The 16,711-nt window shown below is 49.0% G+C and carries 16 protein-coding genes; 9 read left to right on the top strand and 7 right to left on the bottom strand.

Features of this window, described 5'->3' with window-relative positions; genetic code table 11:
- Nucleotides 1–15: 15 nt before the first annotated feature.
- The 3 genes from epd to metK all read right to left on the bottom strand — a co-directional run bounded on the left by epd (nucleotide 16) and on the right by metK (nucleotide 4,279).
- Entirely contained in the window at nucleotides 16–1,041 is a 1,026-nt protein-coding gene (gene epd, locus RBK99_RS04325; protein WP_317503419.1) for an erythrose-4-phosphate dehydrogenase, read from the bottom strand.
- Entirely contained in the window at nucleotides 1,042–3,042 is a 2,001-nt protein-coding gene (tkt, locus tag RBK99_RS04320; protein ID WP_317503418.1) for a transketolase, read from the bottom strand.
- 91 nt (nucleotides 3,043–3,133) lie between these two features.
- Nucleotides 3,134–4,279 carry a methionine adenosyltransferase gene (metK, locus tag RBK99_RS04315; protein ID WP_317503417.1) on the bottom strand — a complete coding sequence of 382 codons (1,146 nt, stop codon included), beginning with the start codon at nucleotides 4,277–4,279 and terminating at the stop codon, nucleotides 3,134–3,136.
- Between the two features lie 114 nt (nucleotides 4,280–4,393).
- Between metK and RBK99_RS04310 the strand changes: the two genes are divergently transcribed.
- Genes RBK99_RS04310 through RBK99_RS04285 form a run of 6 tightly spaced genes read left to right on the top strand, consistent with a single transcriptional unit; the run spans nucleotide 4,394 to nucleotide 8,438 of the window.
- Nucleotides 4,394–5,125 carry a 16S rRNA (uracil(1498)-N(3))-methyltransferase gene (locus RBK99_RS04310; protein ID WP_317503416.1) on the top strand — a complete coding sequence of 244 codons (732 nt, stop codon included), beginning with the start codon at nucleotides 4,394–4,396 and terminating at the stop codon, nucleotides 5,123–5,125.
- 10 nt (nucleotides 5,126–5,135) lie between these two features.
- Nucleotides 5,136–6,080, top strand: a complete 945-nt coding sequence (gshB, locus tag RBK99_RS04305) for a glutathione synthase (RefSeq protein WP_317503414.1) — start codon at nucleotides 5,136–5,138, stop codon at nucleotides 6,078–6,080.
- Between the two features lie 60 nt (nucleotides 6,081–6,140).
- On the top strand, nucleotides 6,141–6,698 hold the full coding sequence (locus RBK99_RS04300; RefSeq protein WP_317503413.1) for a YqgE/AlgH family protein: 558 nt from the start codon (nucleotides 6,141–6,143) through the stop codon (nucleotides 6,696–6,698).
- Nucleotides 6,695–7,129 (top strand): Holliday junction resolvase RuvX, encoded by a 435-nt coding sequence (ruvX, locus tag RBK99_RS04295; protein WP_317503412.1) that lies wholly within the window; start codon nucleotides 6,695–6,697, stop codon nucleotides 7,127–7,129. Before RBK99_RS04300 ends, ruvX begins: the two co-directional genes overlap by 4 nt.
- A 37-nt stretch (nucleotides 7,130–7,166) precedes the next feature.
- The gene (locus RBK99_RS04290; protein ID WP_317503411.1) at nucleotides 7,167–7,457 is read left to right on the top strand and encodes a hypothetical protein; all 291 of its coding nucleotides are present in this window, start codon (nucleotides 7,167–7,169) and stop codon (nucleotides 7,455–7,457) included.
- Between the two features lie 21 nt (nucleotides 7,458–7,478).
- Entirely contained in the window at nucleotides 7,479–8,438 is a 960-nt protein-coding gene (locus tag RBK99_RS04285; protein WP_317503410.1) for a hypothetical protein, read from the top strand.
- On the opposite strand, the gene RBK99_RS04280 is transcribed toward RBK99_RS04285, so the two are convergent.
- Complete coding sequence (locus tag RBK99_RS04280; protein WP_317503409.1) at nucleotides 8,439–9,824, bottom strand: PhoH family protein; 1,386 nt, start codon at nucleotides 9,822–9,824, stop codon at nucleotides 8,439–8,441.
- 149 nt (nucleotides 9,825–9,973) lie between these two features.
- Between RBK99_RS04280 and rapA the strand changes: the two genes are divergently transcribed.
- The 3 genes from rapA to RBK99_RS04265 are packed head-to-tail and all read left to right on the top strand — an operon-like array spanning nucleotide 9,974 to nucleotide 14,120.
- The gene (rapA, locus tag RBK99_RS04275) at nucleotides 9,974–12,634 is read left to right on the top strand and encodes an RNA polymerase-associated protein RapA (protein ID WP_317503408.1); all 2,661 of its coding nucleotides are present in this window, start codon (nucleotides 9,974–9,976) and stop codon (nucleotides 12,632–12,634) included.
- The gene (locus RBK99_RS04270) at nucleotides 12,634–13,290 is read left to right on the top strand and encodes a pseudouridine synthase (protein ID WP_317503407.1); all 657 of its coding nucleotides are present in this window, start codon (nucleotides 12,634–12,636) and stop codon (nucleotides 13,288–13,290) included. Before rapA ends, RBK99_RS04270 begins: the two co-directional genes overlap by 1 nt.
- A 44-nt stretch (nucleotides 13,291–13,334) precedes the next feature.
- Complete coding sequence (locus tag RBK99_RS04265; protein ID WP_317503406.1) at nucleotides 13,335–14,120, top strand: DUF3530 family protein; 786 nt, start codon at nucleotides 13,335–13,337, stop codon at nucleotides 14,118–14,120.
- Between the two features lie 12 nt (nucleotides 14,121–14,132).
- On the opposite strand, the gene djlA is transcribed toward RBK99_RS04265, so the two are convergent.
- From djlA to RBK99_RS04250, 3 genes are read right to left on the bottom strand one after another with little or no spacing between them, the layout of a single operon-like run.
- A complete protein-coding gene (gene djlA, locus RBK99_RS04260) occupies nucleotides 14,133–14,963 on the bottom strand; it encodes a co-chaperone DjlA (protein WP_317503405.1) in 831 nt (276 codons plus the stop codon).
- 1 nt (nucleotide 14,964) lies between these two features.
- Entirely contained in the window at nucleotides 14,965–15,633 is a 669-nt protein-coding gene (gene murU, locus RBK99_RS04255) for an N-acetylmuramate alpha-1-phosphate uridylyltransferase MurU (RefSeq protein WP_317503404.1), read from the bottom strand.
- A complete protein-coding gene (locus RBK99_RS04250; RefSeq protein WP_317503403.1) occupies nucleotides 15,630–16,634 on the bottom strand; it encodes an aminoglycoside phosphotransferase family protein in 1,005 nt (334 codons plus the stop codon). The genes murU and RBK99_RS04250 overlap by 4 nt, the downstream gene beginning before the upstream one ends.
- Between the last annotated feature and the right edge of the window lie 77 nt (nucleotides 16,635–16,711).

The raw sequence follows: 16,711 nt of genomic DNA, 5'->3' as shown, positions 1-16,711 counted from the left end.
GTATCCTCTCTAAACTTAATGTTCAATTTGTTCAGCCATCGTTTTGGCGGTATCCAACAAGCGATTAGCGAATCCCCATTCATTATCACACCAGCACAGCAGCTTAACCAAACGCTTATGACTAACGCGAGTTTGGGTGCCGTCAACAATCGACGAATGCGGATCGTGATTAAAATCGATTGAGACTAAAGGCTCTTCAGTGTAGTCCAGTATGCCTGCCAGTTGCTGCTCACTCTGCTCGCGCAAAACGTGGTTTATTTGCTCGATGGTCGCATCACTATTCAGCGTGACACTTAAATCCATAGCGGTCACATTCGTGGTTGGCACTCGCACAGCAATAGCCTCAAAACGCCCCTCTAAGTGAGGCAGTATTCGTTCGATACCTCTAGCCAGACGCGTGTCCACCGGAATAATAGAGCGCCCGGCAGCGCGAGTTCGTCGAAGATCGGGGTGATAAGCATCAATTACTTGCTGGTCGTGCATGGCAGAGTGGATGGTTGTGATGGCACCCGAATCAATGCCAAAAGTGTCATCTAACACTTTAATGACCGGTACAATACAATTGGTTGTGCAGGAGCCATTGGACACCACTTTATGCTCAGCGGTTAACTCTTTTTCGTTCACCCCATAAATAGCGGTAAAATCCACATCCGGCTTACCCGGGTGAGAAAACAATACCCGCTTAACACCGCGTTTGATATAACGCTGCCCATCTTCCTGACTACCATAAACGCCGGTGCAGTCAATCACAAAATCAACCTGATGGGCGCGCCAGTCAATGGCCTCAATCTCCGTTTGATGAGTTAACGCGATAGTATCCCCGGCTACGGTTAGGGTATCTCCCGACTGTGTCACTTTTTGCCCGAACCGGCCATGACTTGAGTCGTATTTCAATAAATGCGCTATCGCTTCGGAAGCCGCCGGTTCGTTAATAAGCACCACCTGCACGCTGTCGCGGTAGCCATTTTCATACAATGCGCGCAAAAAGCTTCGGCCAATGCGGCCGAAACCATTAATTGCAATACGCGTCGGTTCGCTCATTTAAGCTCCCAGCAAGCGTTTTGCCGCAGCTACAGTCTCTTCTGTGGTGATACCGAAATGCTTAAACAAGTCACCAGCCGGAGCGGACTCACCAAAGGTTGTCATTCCGACGACTTCGCCGTTAAGACCAACATACTTGAACCAAAAATCCGCAATAGCCGCTTCTATTGCCACACGGCGAGTTACGCCTGAAGGCAATACAGACTCTTTGTATTCCGCGTCCTGGATATCAAACACATTGGTCGATGGCATCGAAACAACACGCACCTTATGCCCCTGCTCTGACAGTTCATTGAAAGCAGCTACAGCCAAGTCAACTTCGGAACCGGTGGCAATCAAAATGACCTCGGGTTCGCCGTCGCAATCTTTGAGTACATAACCACCGCGGGCAATGTTCGTGAGCTGTTCTTCGTTACGTTCTTGCTGTTGCATGCCCTGACGACTAAAGACTAAAGCCGACGGGGTTTTACTGCTTTGTATTGCAGCCCCCCAGGCGACTGCTGTTTCTACTGGATCGCACGGGCGCCAGCACTGCAGATTCGGGGTCTGACGCAGATTCGCCAGTTGTTCGACCGCCTGGTGTGTCGGGCCATCTTCACCAAGACCAATGGAATCATGGGTATAAACAAAAATACTGGGCTGCTTCATCAGTGCTGACATACGCACCGCATTACGTGCGTATTCCATAAACATCAGGAAGGTTGCGCCATAGGCTTTGAAACCGCCGTGCAGGGTAACGCCGTTCATAATGGCCGACATTCCGAACTCACGAACACCGTAGAACACATAGTTACCACTGGCGTCATCCGCGGTAATACCTTTCGCGTCGTTCCAAAGTGTCAGGTTAGAGCCTGCCAAGTCCGCAGAACCGCCTAACAACTCAGGTAACTTAGGACCAAATTCATTCAAAACATTCAACGACGCTTTACGTGTTGCTATAGCTTCAGGCTTACTTTGCAGCTGTTTGGCATAGTTGTGCACTGAGTTTTCAAACCCTTCCGGCAGCTCACCGTTTAGGCGACGCTTCAGTTCTTTTGCCAGCTGCGGAAACTCTTGCTCATAAGCTACCCAGCGCTTATTCCATGACGACTCAACCGCAGCACCTTTATCTACCGCTGACCATTTTTGGTAAACATCGGCAGGCACTTCGAACGCCTCGTGTGGCCAGTTCAATTGCTTGCGTGCGGCCACAATTTCATCGTCCCCCAAAGGTGCTCCATGGCAGCTTTCGGACCCTTGTTTGTTCGGGGCGCCATAGCCAATAACCGTTTTACAGATAATCAGTGTGGGCTTATCTTCATTTGCCCGAGCACTTTCAATTGCCTGAGTAATGGCTGCAGAATCGTGTCCGTCAATTTTGTTAATAACGTGCCAGCCATAAGACTCAAAACGCTTCGCAGTATCGTCGGTAAACCAGCCTTCCACTTCACCATCAATAGAAATGCCGTTGTCATCATAGAACGCAATTAGCTTGCCTAACCCTAAGGTTCCGGCCAATGAACAGACTTCGTGTGAAATCCCTTCCATCAAACAGCCATCACCAAGGAACGCATAAGTATGGTGATTAACAATTTCATGGTTTTCCTGGTTGAACTGCGCCGCCAGCACTTTTTCTGCCAGCGCCATACCCACGGCGTTTGCAAGCCCTTGTCCTAACGGTCCGGTAGTGGTTTCAACACCGGGGGTGTAGCCATATTCAGGGTGACCCGGAGTTTTTGAATCTAACTGTCGAAATTGCTTTAAGTCATCAATGCTGAGGTCATAACCCGACAGGTGCAACAGCGAATAAATAAGCATTGAACCGTGTCCGTTTGACAGCACAAAACGATCACGGTCGGCCCAGCTTGGGTTGTTCGGGTTATGTTTTAAGTAATCACGCCAAAGGACTTCTGCGATATCTGCCATACCCATAGGCGCTCCGGGATGACCGGACTTGGCTTTCTGAACCGCGTCCATACTAAGTGCGCGTATGGCATTGGCGAGATATTGACGTTCTGACATGAAAAACCCCCTGGACGATGAAGAGCAACTTGCGATGCGCGTATTCTCCACATTTCAGGGGGTACAAGCAAATTTATAGGCAAAATAGTGTTTAAATATCGGCCTGTAAATCGGCTGCTTTGTCGGTTTTTTCCCACGGCAGATTCTCGCGACCAAAGTGGCCGTATGCTGCCGTTTGTTTATAAATTGGGCGTTCCAGATCGAGCATTTTGATAAGACCATAAGGACGTAAATCGAAATGACGACGAACCAGAGCAATTAATTGTTCTTCCGAATACTTTGACGTACCGAAAGTATCAATGCTGATGGAGGTTGGTTCAGCAACGCCAATGGCATAAGAGATTTGCAGCTCGCAACGCTCAGCCAGACCAGCAGCCACCAGGTTTTTGGCAACGTAACGGGCGGCGTAAGCCGCACTGCGGTCAACTTTTGACGGATCTTTACCAGAAAACGCACCGCCACCGTGACGGGCCATGCCACCGTAGGTGTCGACAATAATTTTACGGCCAGTCAGTCCGCAGTCGCCCATCGGCCCTCCAACCACAAACCGCCCCGTAGGGTTAATATGAAATTGTGTATCTTTTGACACCCACTGCTCTGGCAGCACTGGTTTGATAATTTCTTCCATAACCGCTTCGCGCAGCGTTTCCTGAGTAATATCTTCGCGGTGTTGGGTTGATAACACAACGGTATCGATAGCAACCGGCTTACCATTTTCATAAACAAAGGTAAGCTGGCTTTTTGCATCTGGGCGCAACCAACCTAATGTACCGTTATTACGCACTTCAGACTGACGCTGCATAATGCGATGCGCGTAAGTAATAGGTGCAGGCATTAAGACTGACGTTTCATTTGAGGCATAACCAAACATCAAGCCCTGGTCACCGGCCCCCTGTTCTTCCGGATTCGCGCGATCAACGCCCTGGTTAATGTCGCCACTTTGTTTACCAATGGCATTCAATACGGCACAAGACGCACCGTCGAAGCCCATGTCGGAGTGCCGGTAGCCAATGTCTTGTACTGTTTGGCGTGCTAAGTCTTCAACATCGACCCAGGCTCGGGTAGAGATTTCTCCACCAACGAGTACCATGCCGGTTTTAACATAGGTTTCACAGGCAACCCGGGCTTTAGGATCTTTTTCTAAAATTGCGTCTAAAACCGCATCGGAGATCTGGTCGGCAATTTTGTCCGGATGTCCTTCGGACACTGACTCTGAGGTAAACAGGTGACGTGACATATGCCCACTATTCCTTTAATTTGATGAAATCATTCAATACTGGTTGCATAATGTAACCGATCACTCTGTTTTTTTCTACTTCTGGACGTCTAAAAGTCCGAATAAGGCGAATGCATGCGAGTACCGCGGATCTATCACCCCGATCCCATTAACTTAAAAACTGAAACTGAATTGAGTTCAGATGCATTTCAGCATTTGATCAAAGTACTGCGCTTAAACGTAGGTGATAACATTGTTTTGTTCAACGGTGACGGTCACAACTACGACGCGAGTATTACTTCAATTCAAAAGAAGTCCGCTCACTTTATCGCAACAAGCTATCAGGTGAATAACTCGGAGTCACCTATCCGAGTTCATTTGGCGCAAGTGATTTCTCGAGGTGACCGCATGGACTTTGTGTTGCAAAAGTCAGTTGAGCTAGGTGCCACAGAAATCACTCCCCTGTTCAGTGAGCGTTGTGGCGTTAAACTGAGCGGTGACCGGCTCGAAAAGAAACAACAGCAATGGCAAAAGATTGTTCAGTCTGCCTGCGAGCAATGCGGTCGCAGCGTGGTTCCGCCAGTAAAACCAGCCCAGCAATTAAACGACTTTGTGCAAAGCCCATTCGAAGGGTTAAAACTCACGCTGGATCCAACTGCGACCAAGCCATTGTCATCGTTTAATGACGCAGACAAAGGTATACAATTATTAATTGGACCTGAAGGCGGGTTTAGTGAAGCTGAGGTTCATGCCGCCGAACAACACGGATTCAAACCTATGCGCCTGGGCCCGCGTATACTAAGAACGGAAACCGCAGCACTTTCAGCGCTTACCGCTGTGCAATATCAATTTGGCGACTTATGCTAAAGGAGTTTACATGAAAAAGTTAGCTATGGTGATGGACCCAATCGCCGCAGTAAAAACCGAAAAAGACACGAGCTTTCGTCTACTGCTGGAAGCTCAGGCACGCGGTTATCAGTGTTTTTATCTTGAACTTGGCGACTTAGTCATTGATAACGGACAACCCATGGCGTTTGCTCGCGAAGTAAGCGTTCGCGACCAAAAAAGCGACTTTTACAGTTTAAGCGACAGCGAATATCGTCCGCTTGAAGATTTTGACGTGATTATGATGCGTAAAGATCCGCCTTTTGACAGCGAGTTTTTATATGCCACGCAAATTCTGGAGCTGGCCGAGCTGCGCGGCAGTCTGGTGGTTAATAAACCGCAAAGCCTTCGCGACTGCAATGAAAAGCTGTTCACCTCCTGGTTTGCCGATTCTATTGCGGACACGCTTGTCAGCGCCAGAGCCGATGTCATTAAAGCGTTTCATAAAAAGCATGGCGATGTCATTCTGAAACCTCTTGACGGTATGGGCGGTGCGTCAATCTTTAAGGTTGGAGCCGACGGCAACAATTTAGGCGTTATTATCGAAACACTCACCGAAAAAGGCGCGCGCTACGCCATGGCGCAAAAGTATCTGCCCGAAATTAAAGACGGCGACAAACGCATTCTGATTATTAACGGTGAGCCCGTACCCTACTCTCTCGCGCGAATTCCCAGCGCGGGCGAAACTCGGGGCAACCTTGCTGCTGGCGGCAGTGGTCGTGCTCAACCGTTATCTGACAGTGACTGGGAGCTAGCCCGCAAAGTAGGTCCTGAACTGAAAAAGCGTGGTCTTATTATTGTCGGACTGGATGTCATTGGTGATCGTATTACCGAAATTAATGTCACCAGCCCAACCTGTATGCGTGAAATTGAGAATGCTTATGACATCAATATCGCTGAGCTCGTTTTCCAGGCTATAGAAGAAAAGCTTAATTGAAATTCAACTATGCGCCCCAATATCGTTAGCAGAGATTATCGTTAAGGAGTCGGTGAATCGATGAACAATTTACAGAACCATTTATTGATAGCAACACCTATGCTGAACGACCCGATGTTTAAACGGACCGTGACCTATATCTGTGAACATAACGAAGAAGGCGCGATGGGCTTAATCATTAACCAGCCCGCGGATTTAAGTGTTACCTCATTACTGGATAAGCTGGAAATTGTTTATCCCGAGAATAACCAACACTTACAAGGTAATGTTTATCAGGGTGGCCCTGTTGGCCAGGAACGCGGCTTCGTGATTCATCCACCGCAGGATAACTGGCGCGCCAGCCAAAAGATGAGCGACGACATTATGGTAACCACCTCGCGCGACATTCTCGAAGCACTGGGTTCCTCGGCAGCCCCACCTCAGTTTTTGCTGACACTGGGCTACGCGGGCTGGGAGGCTGGCCAGTTGGAAGAGGAGTTAGGGGAAAACTCCTGGCTGGCGATTCCGGCAGACCCGGAACTCTTGTTCAACACGCCGCCCAGCGAACGCTGGCAGAAAGCGACCGAAAAGCTGGGTTTTGATGTGTGGCAGCTGGGACCGGATGTCGGGCACGCATGAGTACGGTTATTGGTTTTGATTTTGGCACCAAAAGTATTGGCGTTGCTGTTGGTCAGACAATAACAGCAACAGCATCGCCTTTAGCGGCACTTAAAGCAAAGGAAGGTATACCCGACTGGCAGCTTATCGAAAAGTTATTTGCCGAGTGGCGGCCAGAACAGTTGGTCGTCGGTCTGCCATTAAACATGGATGGCACAGAACAACCCTTAACTCAACGAGCAAAGAAGTTCGGTAACAGGTTACATGGTCGCTTCGGTTTACCGGTCGCTTTTCAGGATGAGCGGCTGACCTCAACCTCAGCAAGGGAAAGTTTGTTTGCCGAAGGCGGTTTCCGAAAGCTGGAGAAGGGCGCGGTTGATAGTCAGGCGGCGCTCATTATTGTTGAAGATTTTTTAAACGGTTATTTGCCAAAAAGCGATAATTCGTTATAGTGTCGTCAGTAATAAGCTGACGCGACAGGAGCTGGCCTTGTTTGGTAATGAAGAACCCTATTCAGTAACGGGTAATACCATTCTACTGAAAGATGAAAATAAAAAACTGCTTTTAATTACTGGTCCTCGTTACCAAAATATTCTGGTTTCCCGAGGCACAGTAGAGCTTACTGACCTCCCTGCCGAGCGGCGTCCCGGTCTGAGACTCGTTTCTCTGCAAGAAGTCTTCAAAAAAGACAAGACGTATTTTTTCGTCCGTGCGGGTGGCGTTGAGTATCAAGTTGACCTGAAATTTGAAGACAGTCCTATTACCGAAATGAAGTTTTAAGGACTGCAAGGAGTAACCAGAATGACACATAAACTCTGTGCTATCGTCTGGTTACTCTTACTTTTTCCCCTAATAAGCAATGCTCAGGATTTCTTTCAGCTTAAAGAAACCGACAACGGTCAACTGGCTTTCTCTTACCAATGGCGTGACTTTGATGACCGCCAACAATCATTTAACTTTCAGGTTGATAAAAAAGATTTTTTGATGCCCCTAAAGCGTTACCGGGGATTTAATCTTGAACGCAGCCAGCGCGAGCTTGCTCACCAATTAAATCGCTATATTCATCAGCAGCAATGGAGAGGTATTCAGGCACGCCTAACTCCGCGCCAGCAATCGGTTAAACTGGTCACGGGCAAGGCCCGAAATCAGCAGCACCAACAACAGCTAAATGAGTATAAACGACGCTTACATGACTACTATGACGAGCGTTGGAATGACTACCTGGAAGCGAACTTTTATCGCAAATTAACCTTACCTTTGGGTGAACAAGGCATTATTCCTGATCATCAGGCTATCGCACGTGAGGTCACCCCCACCATACGACCGCTGATACAGGCTATTGGGGAGCAGTTGGGTGACAATACACAGCGCAATTACATCAATTACATTGCAAGTTTCATTCAACACATTCCCTATAACGACTTAAGTGATCGCCTGGATAGCCGCGGCGATGGATTTGTCCCTCCCAACCAATTGCTCTACTACAACCAGGGTGACTGCGACAGTAAAGTGACCCTATTAACGTCGGTAATAAAGCAAATTATAAAAACACCGAAAATGGCCATCTTTTACCTGCCTGAACATGCTGTTTTTGGCATTGCGATTAGTAGCAGGGATGATGACACAACCGTTGAGCATGACGGTATTAAGTATGTGTTGGTGGATGTAACTGGCCCCGCAGCCATGCCGTTGGGCCAGGTAAGTGAAAAGACAGAATTCCAAATCGAAACAGGGCAATACACCGTCGTTTCGGTCAACTGATTAGAGATGCTCCTCAGCAAACTGTGCCAACGGACTGCGCACGACACCATTTAAATTAATCGTTGCGCTACCGGGATAGTCTTTGAATCGCTCAACAATATACGTCAGCCCTGACGTCACCGCGGTAAGATAATAGCTGTCAATTTGCGCCAGGTTTCCTGACACCACTAACTTCGTATTCTCCCCGCAACGCGTGATTAAAGTTTTTAGCTGCGAGGCGGTTAAGTTTTGCGCTTCATCTAAAATGACAATCGCGTTCTGTATGCTGCGACCACGCATAAAGTTCAGTGACTTAAACTGAATATTCGCTTTTTTCATAATGTAGTTGAGGCTCGACTCCATACTTTCATCATGCTTGTGCAGAGCTTCTAACGAATCCGTTATTGCGGACAACCAGGGCGCCATTTTTTCTTCCTCAGTGCCGGGTAAATAGCCAATCGACTCAGCAATTTCCGGGGTATTGCGAGTGACGATGATTTTTTCATAAATTCCCTGTTCAACCACCATCTGCAAAGCAGCTGAAAGCGCCAGAAAAGTTTTGCCGCTACCGGCAGGCCCAGTCAGAACCACCATATCCATACTCGTATCAAGCAGTGCATGCAGCGCCATCGCCTGATAAATATTTTTAGGGTGCACACCCCACGCGCCATACGACATCATCCTCTCTACGCTTAAATCCATTAAGGTCACAGTGTCGTTGTCGTACTCTTCTACGCGGGCCGCAAAATTATCGGTAGCGTCAATGATGTATTCATTCACAAAGATTTGCGGCAGTAACTCGCGGCTTACCGTATGGTAGGCATCCCGCCCTTCCTGCTGAGTTTTTACCTCTCCTACCTGTGACCAGAAGTCGCCTTCAAACCGGTAGAAGCCTTTGGTCAATAAGCGAATATCGTCAATAAGTTGATCGGTACGGTAGTCCTCAACATACTTCATACCCGCGCCCTTAGCTTTCAGACGCATATTAATGTCTTTGGTGACCAGAACGACACCTGCCGGCGTGCGTTCACGTTGAATTTCCAGCGCCGCCTGAATAATTCGATGATCATTTTCAGCTAGCGACAAAGCCGACTCAGTTTGTTCCAGCTGGTAGTCTGGAAAAATAGCCAGAGTTCCATTTGCGTTGTGCTCGCCATGCAGTCGACTTAAAGGGACGCCAGCAACAATTTCCTCGGGCGTCGCCTCCTTAAGCACCTCTTCCAGAGAGCGAATGGCCACCCGGGCTTCCCGGCTCACATCCTTATTACGATCTTTTATTTTATCGAGCTCCTCTAATACCACCATAGGGATAACGACGTTGTGCTCATCAAAATTAAGAAAGGCGAGAGGGTCATGCAGAAGAATATTGGTATCCAGAATAAAGAACTTGCCAGTGTTTGTTGCCATTAGCGCATACCTTTGCTTGTGATTATTCTTTTCTTACAGCTTAGCCTAAAATTCATGACACAACGGTGACAGACATAAATTTTTCCTCGGAATTGGCGCACGAATTAAGTACCATTGCGACCTTGGAAAATGGCGCGCGGGAGTGAGTAGTGAGCGAGTTTAGAGTAGGACAGCGTTATCTTAGTGAAACGGAAACCGAATTAGGGCTAGGCATGATCACCCAGGCCGAAGGTCGTCACCTAACCGTGATGTTCCCGGCTACCGGTGAAGTGCGACTGTATTCGGCTCAAGAAGCCCCTCTGGCCCGCTATCAACTGAACGTTCAACAACAAGGCAAACACGCCGATGGTTGGAGCTTCACTATTCAGGAGCTGACAGAGTCGCAAGGCATTGTGACGTATCATGGTTTACGCGACGACACACAAGAGTCCGTCGTGGTCTCGGAAACTCAACTTTCCCATCAGGTTGACAGCAACCCGGCATTAACTCGACTACTGGCCGGGCAGGCTGATCGACTCGACATGTATCAATTACGCTGCGAAGCAAGTGAGCACCTGGCACATCATCAGGCTAGCGAGGTTGCTGGTTTACTGGGCGTTCGTACGCATTTACTGCCTCATCAGTTATATATTGCAAAAACCGTAGCCGACCGTTACCACCCCCGAGTGTTGTTAGCTGACGAAGTTGGCTTAGGAAAAACCATTGAAGCCGGCATGATTATAAAGCGCCGTCTGACGACTGGCCGCTCGCAGCGTGTCCTGATTGTTGTTCCCGAGTCTCTTATGCATCAATGGCTGGTTGAGCTACGCCGTCGTTTTGCGCTGAGCTTTACTTTGTTTGACGATGAGCGTTGTGAACAGGCAGAAGCCGACAGCGAAAACCCGTTCCTGACCGAACAGCACATTATTATCAGTAGCCGCTTTATGCACGAATCGCGCTGGAGCCCGGCACTGCTTGATGCTGAATTCGACCTGTTGATTATCGATGAAGCGCATCATTTGCAGCCTGATGCGCCAGAGTTTAGCGCTGTAAAAAACCTCTGCGAAGCGGTACCTAGTTTGCTATTGCTCACAGCAACACCCGAACAAGAAGGCGCTGAAGGACACTTTCAGCGACTTCAACTGTTAGATCCAGACCGGTTTTCTGATTTTGCCAGCTTTCAGGAAGAACAAGCACATTACAAAGAACTGGCAGAGCAAGCTGAGTCGGTCACTGACTCAGCTAAGCTGGACGAGCTGCTGGATAAGCATGGCACCGGCCGTGTGATGTTCCGTAACCGTCGGGCCGACATTGGCGGCTTTCCTGAGCGTCATTTTCATCCGGTAGAGCTGGACGAATGCGAGCCTGATGACGATATGCCCTGGTGGATGGAAGATCCGCGCATTGACTGGTTACTGGAACACATTAAACAGAACCGCTCTGAAAAAGCGCTGCTAATATGCAAAACCGCAGAACAGGTGCTGGACTTATCTGAAGCGTTGCGGGTACTGGCCGGGGTTCAGGCGGCAACCTTCCATGAAGGCATGACGCTAACCGAACGCGACCGCTCAGCCGCCTTTTTCGCCAGCGACGAAGACGGCAGTCCTATTTTATTGTGTTCAGAAATTGGCAGTGAAGGACGTAACTTCCAGTTTGTACAGCAACTGATTTTGTTCGACTTACCGACTAACCCAGACTTACTCGAGCAACGCATTGGCCGTTTAGACCGTATCGGCCAGCAGCAAAACATTGATATTTACCTGCCTTATTGCAAGGGCTCAGCGGAAGCCATACTACTGCCCTGGTATGAGCAGGGCATGAATGCTTTTCGTCAATGTAACGCAATAGGCCGTAAGCTATACGATGCCTTTGGTGCTGACATTGAACACACCATAGCTGAGGGCAAACCACTGAGTAAAGAGCTGCTGGAGCAGACGGTTGAACTTCATAGCGCCTGGATAGAACGTAACCGCGAAGGGCAGGATAAATTGCAGGCCTTAAATGCCTGTCGTCCTGAACAGGCGGAAAAAATTATCGAGCAGATAAACAAAGACGCCGATACCGACACACTGGCCGACTTTATGATTGCCTTTTGCGACCGCTTTGGTATTAACAACGAAGTGTTGGATGAAGAGCGTTGGTTTATTCGACCCGGCGAGCATATGCGTGTCGGCAGCTTACCCGGACTACCCGACGATGGTGTCACGGTAACCTTTGACCGAGTCACCGCGCTAAACTTTGAAGATACTGACTTTCTCAGTTGGGATCACCCGATGGTGCAGGCTGCGCTGGAACTGCTGACCGCAGATGACTTTGGCAGTACTTGCGTTGCAGAACTGAAGAACCCGGCTATTCCGGCAGGAAGCTGGTTCTTAGAGCTAGACTTCGGCAGTTTGGTACCAGCCCCCAAAGCGGCAGCGCTGCAGGAATTTTGTCCATTGCAAAGTTTACGCTTGTTGTTTAACGGACAAGGTCAGGAACTGTCCAGCAAAGTATCGCGGGAACTTCTTGATCAACAGGCCAGTTTTATTGACAAAAAGACCGCTCGTCAAATATTGCGACAGTTGCGTGAACCAGCACAAAAACTGATTCAGTCAGGCCAACAACAGGCACGTGAGTGGCAACAAGAACAGCTTACGCAAGTAAAGGAAAAAGCGCTGCAAGCATTGCAGTCTGAGCGAGCCAGGCTTCTCGATTTGCAAACGAAGAACCCCTCGGTGCGTACCAGTGAAATAGAAGCAATTGACTGGCGCGAACAACAGATCACGTCAGCTCTGGAAAACCCACAGTTATCACTGCAGGCGGTTCGTATTCTGGTGAATAACCATTAATGACGTTGCTACATTATCAACCACCCACAATCCCTTTCCTTAACGTTGTTTATGAGGACGGCCAGTTGTTGGTGGTTGATAAAAGCAGCGGCTTGCTCAGCGTTCCGGGTAAACGGCCAGAACATAAAGACTCTGTCTATACCCGGGTACAACGAGCGCACCCGCACATAAGAGTCGTTCACCGGCTGGATATGGCAACCTCGGGCATTTTATTACTGGCTAAAACCAAAGCGGCACAAAGCCACCTGAACCGACAGTTCCAAAATCGTACGACGAACAAGAAGTACGTAGCTAAAGTTTGGGGCACACTTCCGGCTCCACAAGGAGAAATCGAATTGCCCCTTTCCTGCGACTGGCCTAACAGACCGCGGCAACACATGGACTTTTTTACCGGCAAAGCCAGCACAACCTTCTATCGGGTTAGCGATGTTGACGGTAATTGCTCGCGCGTTGAACTGACACCTTATACAGGACGCTCGCATCAATTACGGGTTCACATGCAGGCTGTTGGCTGCCCGATATTGGGCGACAAATTCTATGCTCATGACGATGCGTTTGCTGCAGCTGACAGGCTACTACTGCACGCTGAATATCTTGCCGTAACGCACCCGACAACCGAACAACCAATCGAATTTCATAGCCCGGTTCCGTTTTAAAAGTTTGCACTCAAGCTAGTGCCACAGCGGCCGATATAGGCAGGATGAAGCGCTATTTATTGATGCTGTTGGTGGCGGTTTTTACAACGCCGGCTCTCAGCCAGGACGACTTACAACGTTATCTACCACAAGACCAGTTACATTGGTTATCCGGAGATGGCGACGAGCGCTATTTGGCGTTAAAAAAGGAGTACTTGCAGGCTTTCGAGCGAGGACAGATGGTGCTGTTACCTGACTGGCACTACCATCCGCTGCAGTCGTTTTATATTCGTCCGGTTTATGAAAGCGCCCCGGATTTTGGCTGGACGACGTGGGCACTGACCCCTCCGGACAGCGCTATACGCACCAGCAAGTTACAGACCCCAGCCACAACCACACATTTTCCTGACGCCGCGGGTGAAGACGTTTTTACCCCCTTGGTCGGCGCATTAAAACAACGCCTGGAAGCGCTCATAGAGGAAACCATCAGCCGTCCAGGATTCTCTGTCTGGGTTGTGGAAGGTATTACCGCGGATATTGTACTGCGACTGTTTGAAAGCGACCCGGCCATGATGCCGGACGCACTTATTTTAATTAATGCCTATGTACCACAGTTTCAGTTCAACCGTGATCTGGCAACGCGCATCAGTCAATCTCAGTTACCGGTGCTGGATATTCGAAGTGCGGAAAGTAACCGTTGGGTCAACGAGCACTGGCAACTGCGCAAAAAGTTAGCCAATAAATATCAGCACCCCGCTTACCGTCCGCATCAGCTGATCAATTCCGGCAATACCGGGCAACAAGAGCTAACATCCACCATTAAAGGCTGGCTTGAGTTTCACGGTTTTTAGCAACGTCAGGGCCTATCGGATGTCGCGTTTTTCCTTAATTTTCTCATAGGCAGCCTGAATATCCTGAGCACGTTGTTGCGCCTGTTTCATGACTTCGTCAGGCAACCCTTTTGAAGCAAGTTTATCGGGATGATGTCTGGCCATGAGTTTGCGGTACGCCTTCTTAATTTCAGCATTACTGTTCTGCGCGGTAACCCCTAACACCTGATAGGCATTATCAATTTGCTCCTGGTTATTTGCCTTTTGCTGTTGTTGTCCGTGCTGCCGACGATGTTGATGAAAGCGAAATGCCGCTTTCTCCATCATTAGCCACTGGTCCAGTTGAAATCGGGTAAAGCCAAGGGACTTGGCCACGTTAGCGAGCACTTCATGCTCTGACTTATCCAAAATTCCATCATTCAGTGCCAGACCAATCAACTGTTCCATAAACAGCTGCAATACATCTCTGTTGCCGTAAAACGACGCACTAAAGTCTTTCATTACCTGCTGCAATGGAAACGTCGGTTCTTTACCTTCCCGAAAGGCTTCCTGCGCTTCTTTGGTCGCGTCAGAGCCCAAGTTCAGGCGACGCATCAGTTCTTGAGCTTGAGCGATATCTCTCGCAGTGACTTGTCCTTTGGCTTTGGCAACATGCCCCATCACAGCAAACAACGTATAAATGAAATTCGCGTCTCCTGCAGCTTGTTCAGCACCATATAAAAAGCGTCCCCACGCACCTCTGCGGGAGAAATCCTGAGCCATTCCCCGATCAAACCAGTGGCCAATCAAAGCTCCTAATATCGCGCCGGGCCATTTCATAAAAGCAAAGCCGGCTAACGCACCAACCACTTTTCCCCAAACCATTCTATGTCTCCAGTTGTTGGTTAAGTTGATGCAAACGTTCCGGCGTACCGACATCAGTCCAAAAGCCACCCCAGCAGCTTGCCGCCAGTTGGTTATGACTCATCGCCTGTTCAAAAAACGGCTTTAACGCATGTTTTCCCTGAGGGTAAGGTGCCAATAGCTCTTTACGGTATAGACCGACACCAGAAAATGTTTTTCGTGGTGCGCTATTATTTACTAGCAAACCGTTTTCAATGCCAAAATCCCCCTCAGCATGATGAACGGGGTTATCAACCATGATCAAATGCGCAAGCTGCCCGGGCACCAGATCTGTCGGCAAATTACTGTAGTCCCAGTCGGTCCAGATATCGCCATTGATAACCCAGAAAGGTTCTTCCCCTAATAACGGCAATGCTTTGATAATCCCCCCTGCGGTTTCAAGACCGCCTTCAGGCTCAGCTGACAACGAAATTTGCAATCCCCACTGACTGCCGTCACCAACAAATTTCTCTATCTGCTCGCCATGCCAGGCGTGATTAATCACAACCTCATTAACACCTGCTTTTGCCAGCTTCTCTATGTGATAAGTTAACATAGGCTTGCCAGCCACCGGTAATAACGGCTTTGGCTGACTGTCCGTTAACGGACGCATACGCTTACCCCTGCCGGCAGCGAGTATCATTGCCTTCATACAGTCGCTTCCCAGGCCGGTATAACACGCGTTTCCAACCAGTGGTTATACTCAGAAAGCTCTGGGTAGTTAGCACTTACTCGCCTCAGATAGCCTAGAGTTCTTGGTACGTCCTGTAAGTAACCCGGCTTATGATCCCGGTGCGCTAATCGAGCAAAAATGCCCGCCGCCTTGGTTTGCCGCTGCAGTCCCATCCAGTCAAACCAGTGCTGCCACTGTTCCGCTCCTATCTGAGAGGCTAATTGATTCGCTTCAATCAGTTTCAACCGTAGGCCCTGACTCAGCTCGCTAACCCAATCGTCGGGCCATTCAATATAGCAATCGCGCAATAGCGATACCGCATCATAAGTTATGGGGCCGAGCACCGCGTCCTGAAAATCGATAATGCCAATACGGTCGTCATCCAATAACATGAGGTTGCGGGAATGAAAGTCGCGGTGCACCCCCACTTGCGGTTGTTCCAGAGCATTGCTAATTAATTTTTCGCTGAATTGCTGCCATATCCGCTCGTCTTCATCCTGCCAGTCCAATCGCAAATGCGTCTGCAATAGCCAGTTTTTAAATAGAGAAAGTTCACGCTCCAGCAGTTCACTATCAAACTTCGGCAGTTCACCGAGTTCGGTACGACGCACGGACATGATATCGGGCAGCGCCGATAAAGCCTGCTGATAATACTGTCGAGCGTTGCGGGGATGAAGTTTACTCAGCAGTAGTATCTGCCCAAAATCGGACTGCAACATAAAACCTTGTTCGATATCCGCGGCAATGACCTCCGGCACAGTGACCCCGGCATCAGCATACGCTTCAGCCACAGCCAAAAATGGTTTCATCGGCTCTTTTTCGGGAGGGCAGTCAACCGCTATTAAGCTTTCGCTGCCGTTTGTTGCGCGAAAATAGCGACGAAAACTGGCGTCACCGGATACCACCTCTAACTTTGGTTGCGGAACGCCGGTTTGGGCTTCACACCATGCCTGCAGGGCCACCTCACGTTTATCTTCCAAAACTTCCTCCACCAATTTTGTCGCCAAGCCTTAAAACTAGCAGTGTACCAAATAGCGAAACAAACAAAATTGCTTTA

Origin of the sequence: Idiomarina solivarensis (assembly GCF_033052755.1) — a bacterium.
GTDB lineage: Bacteria > Pseudomonadota > Gammaproteobacteria > Enterobacterales > Alteromonadaceae > Idiomarina.
The sequence above is the reverse complement of the archived record's forward strand: the minus strand, read 5'-3'. Positions and strand labels throughout refer to the sequence as shown.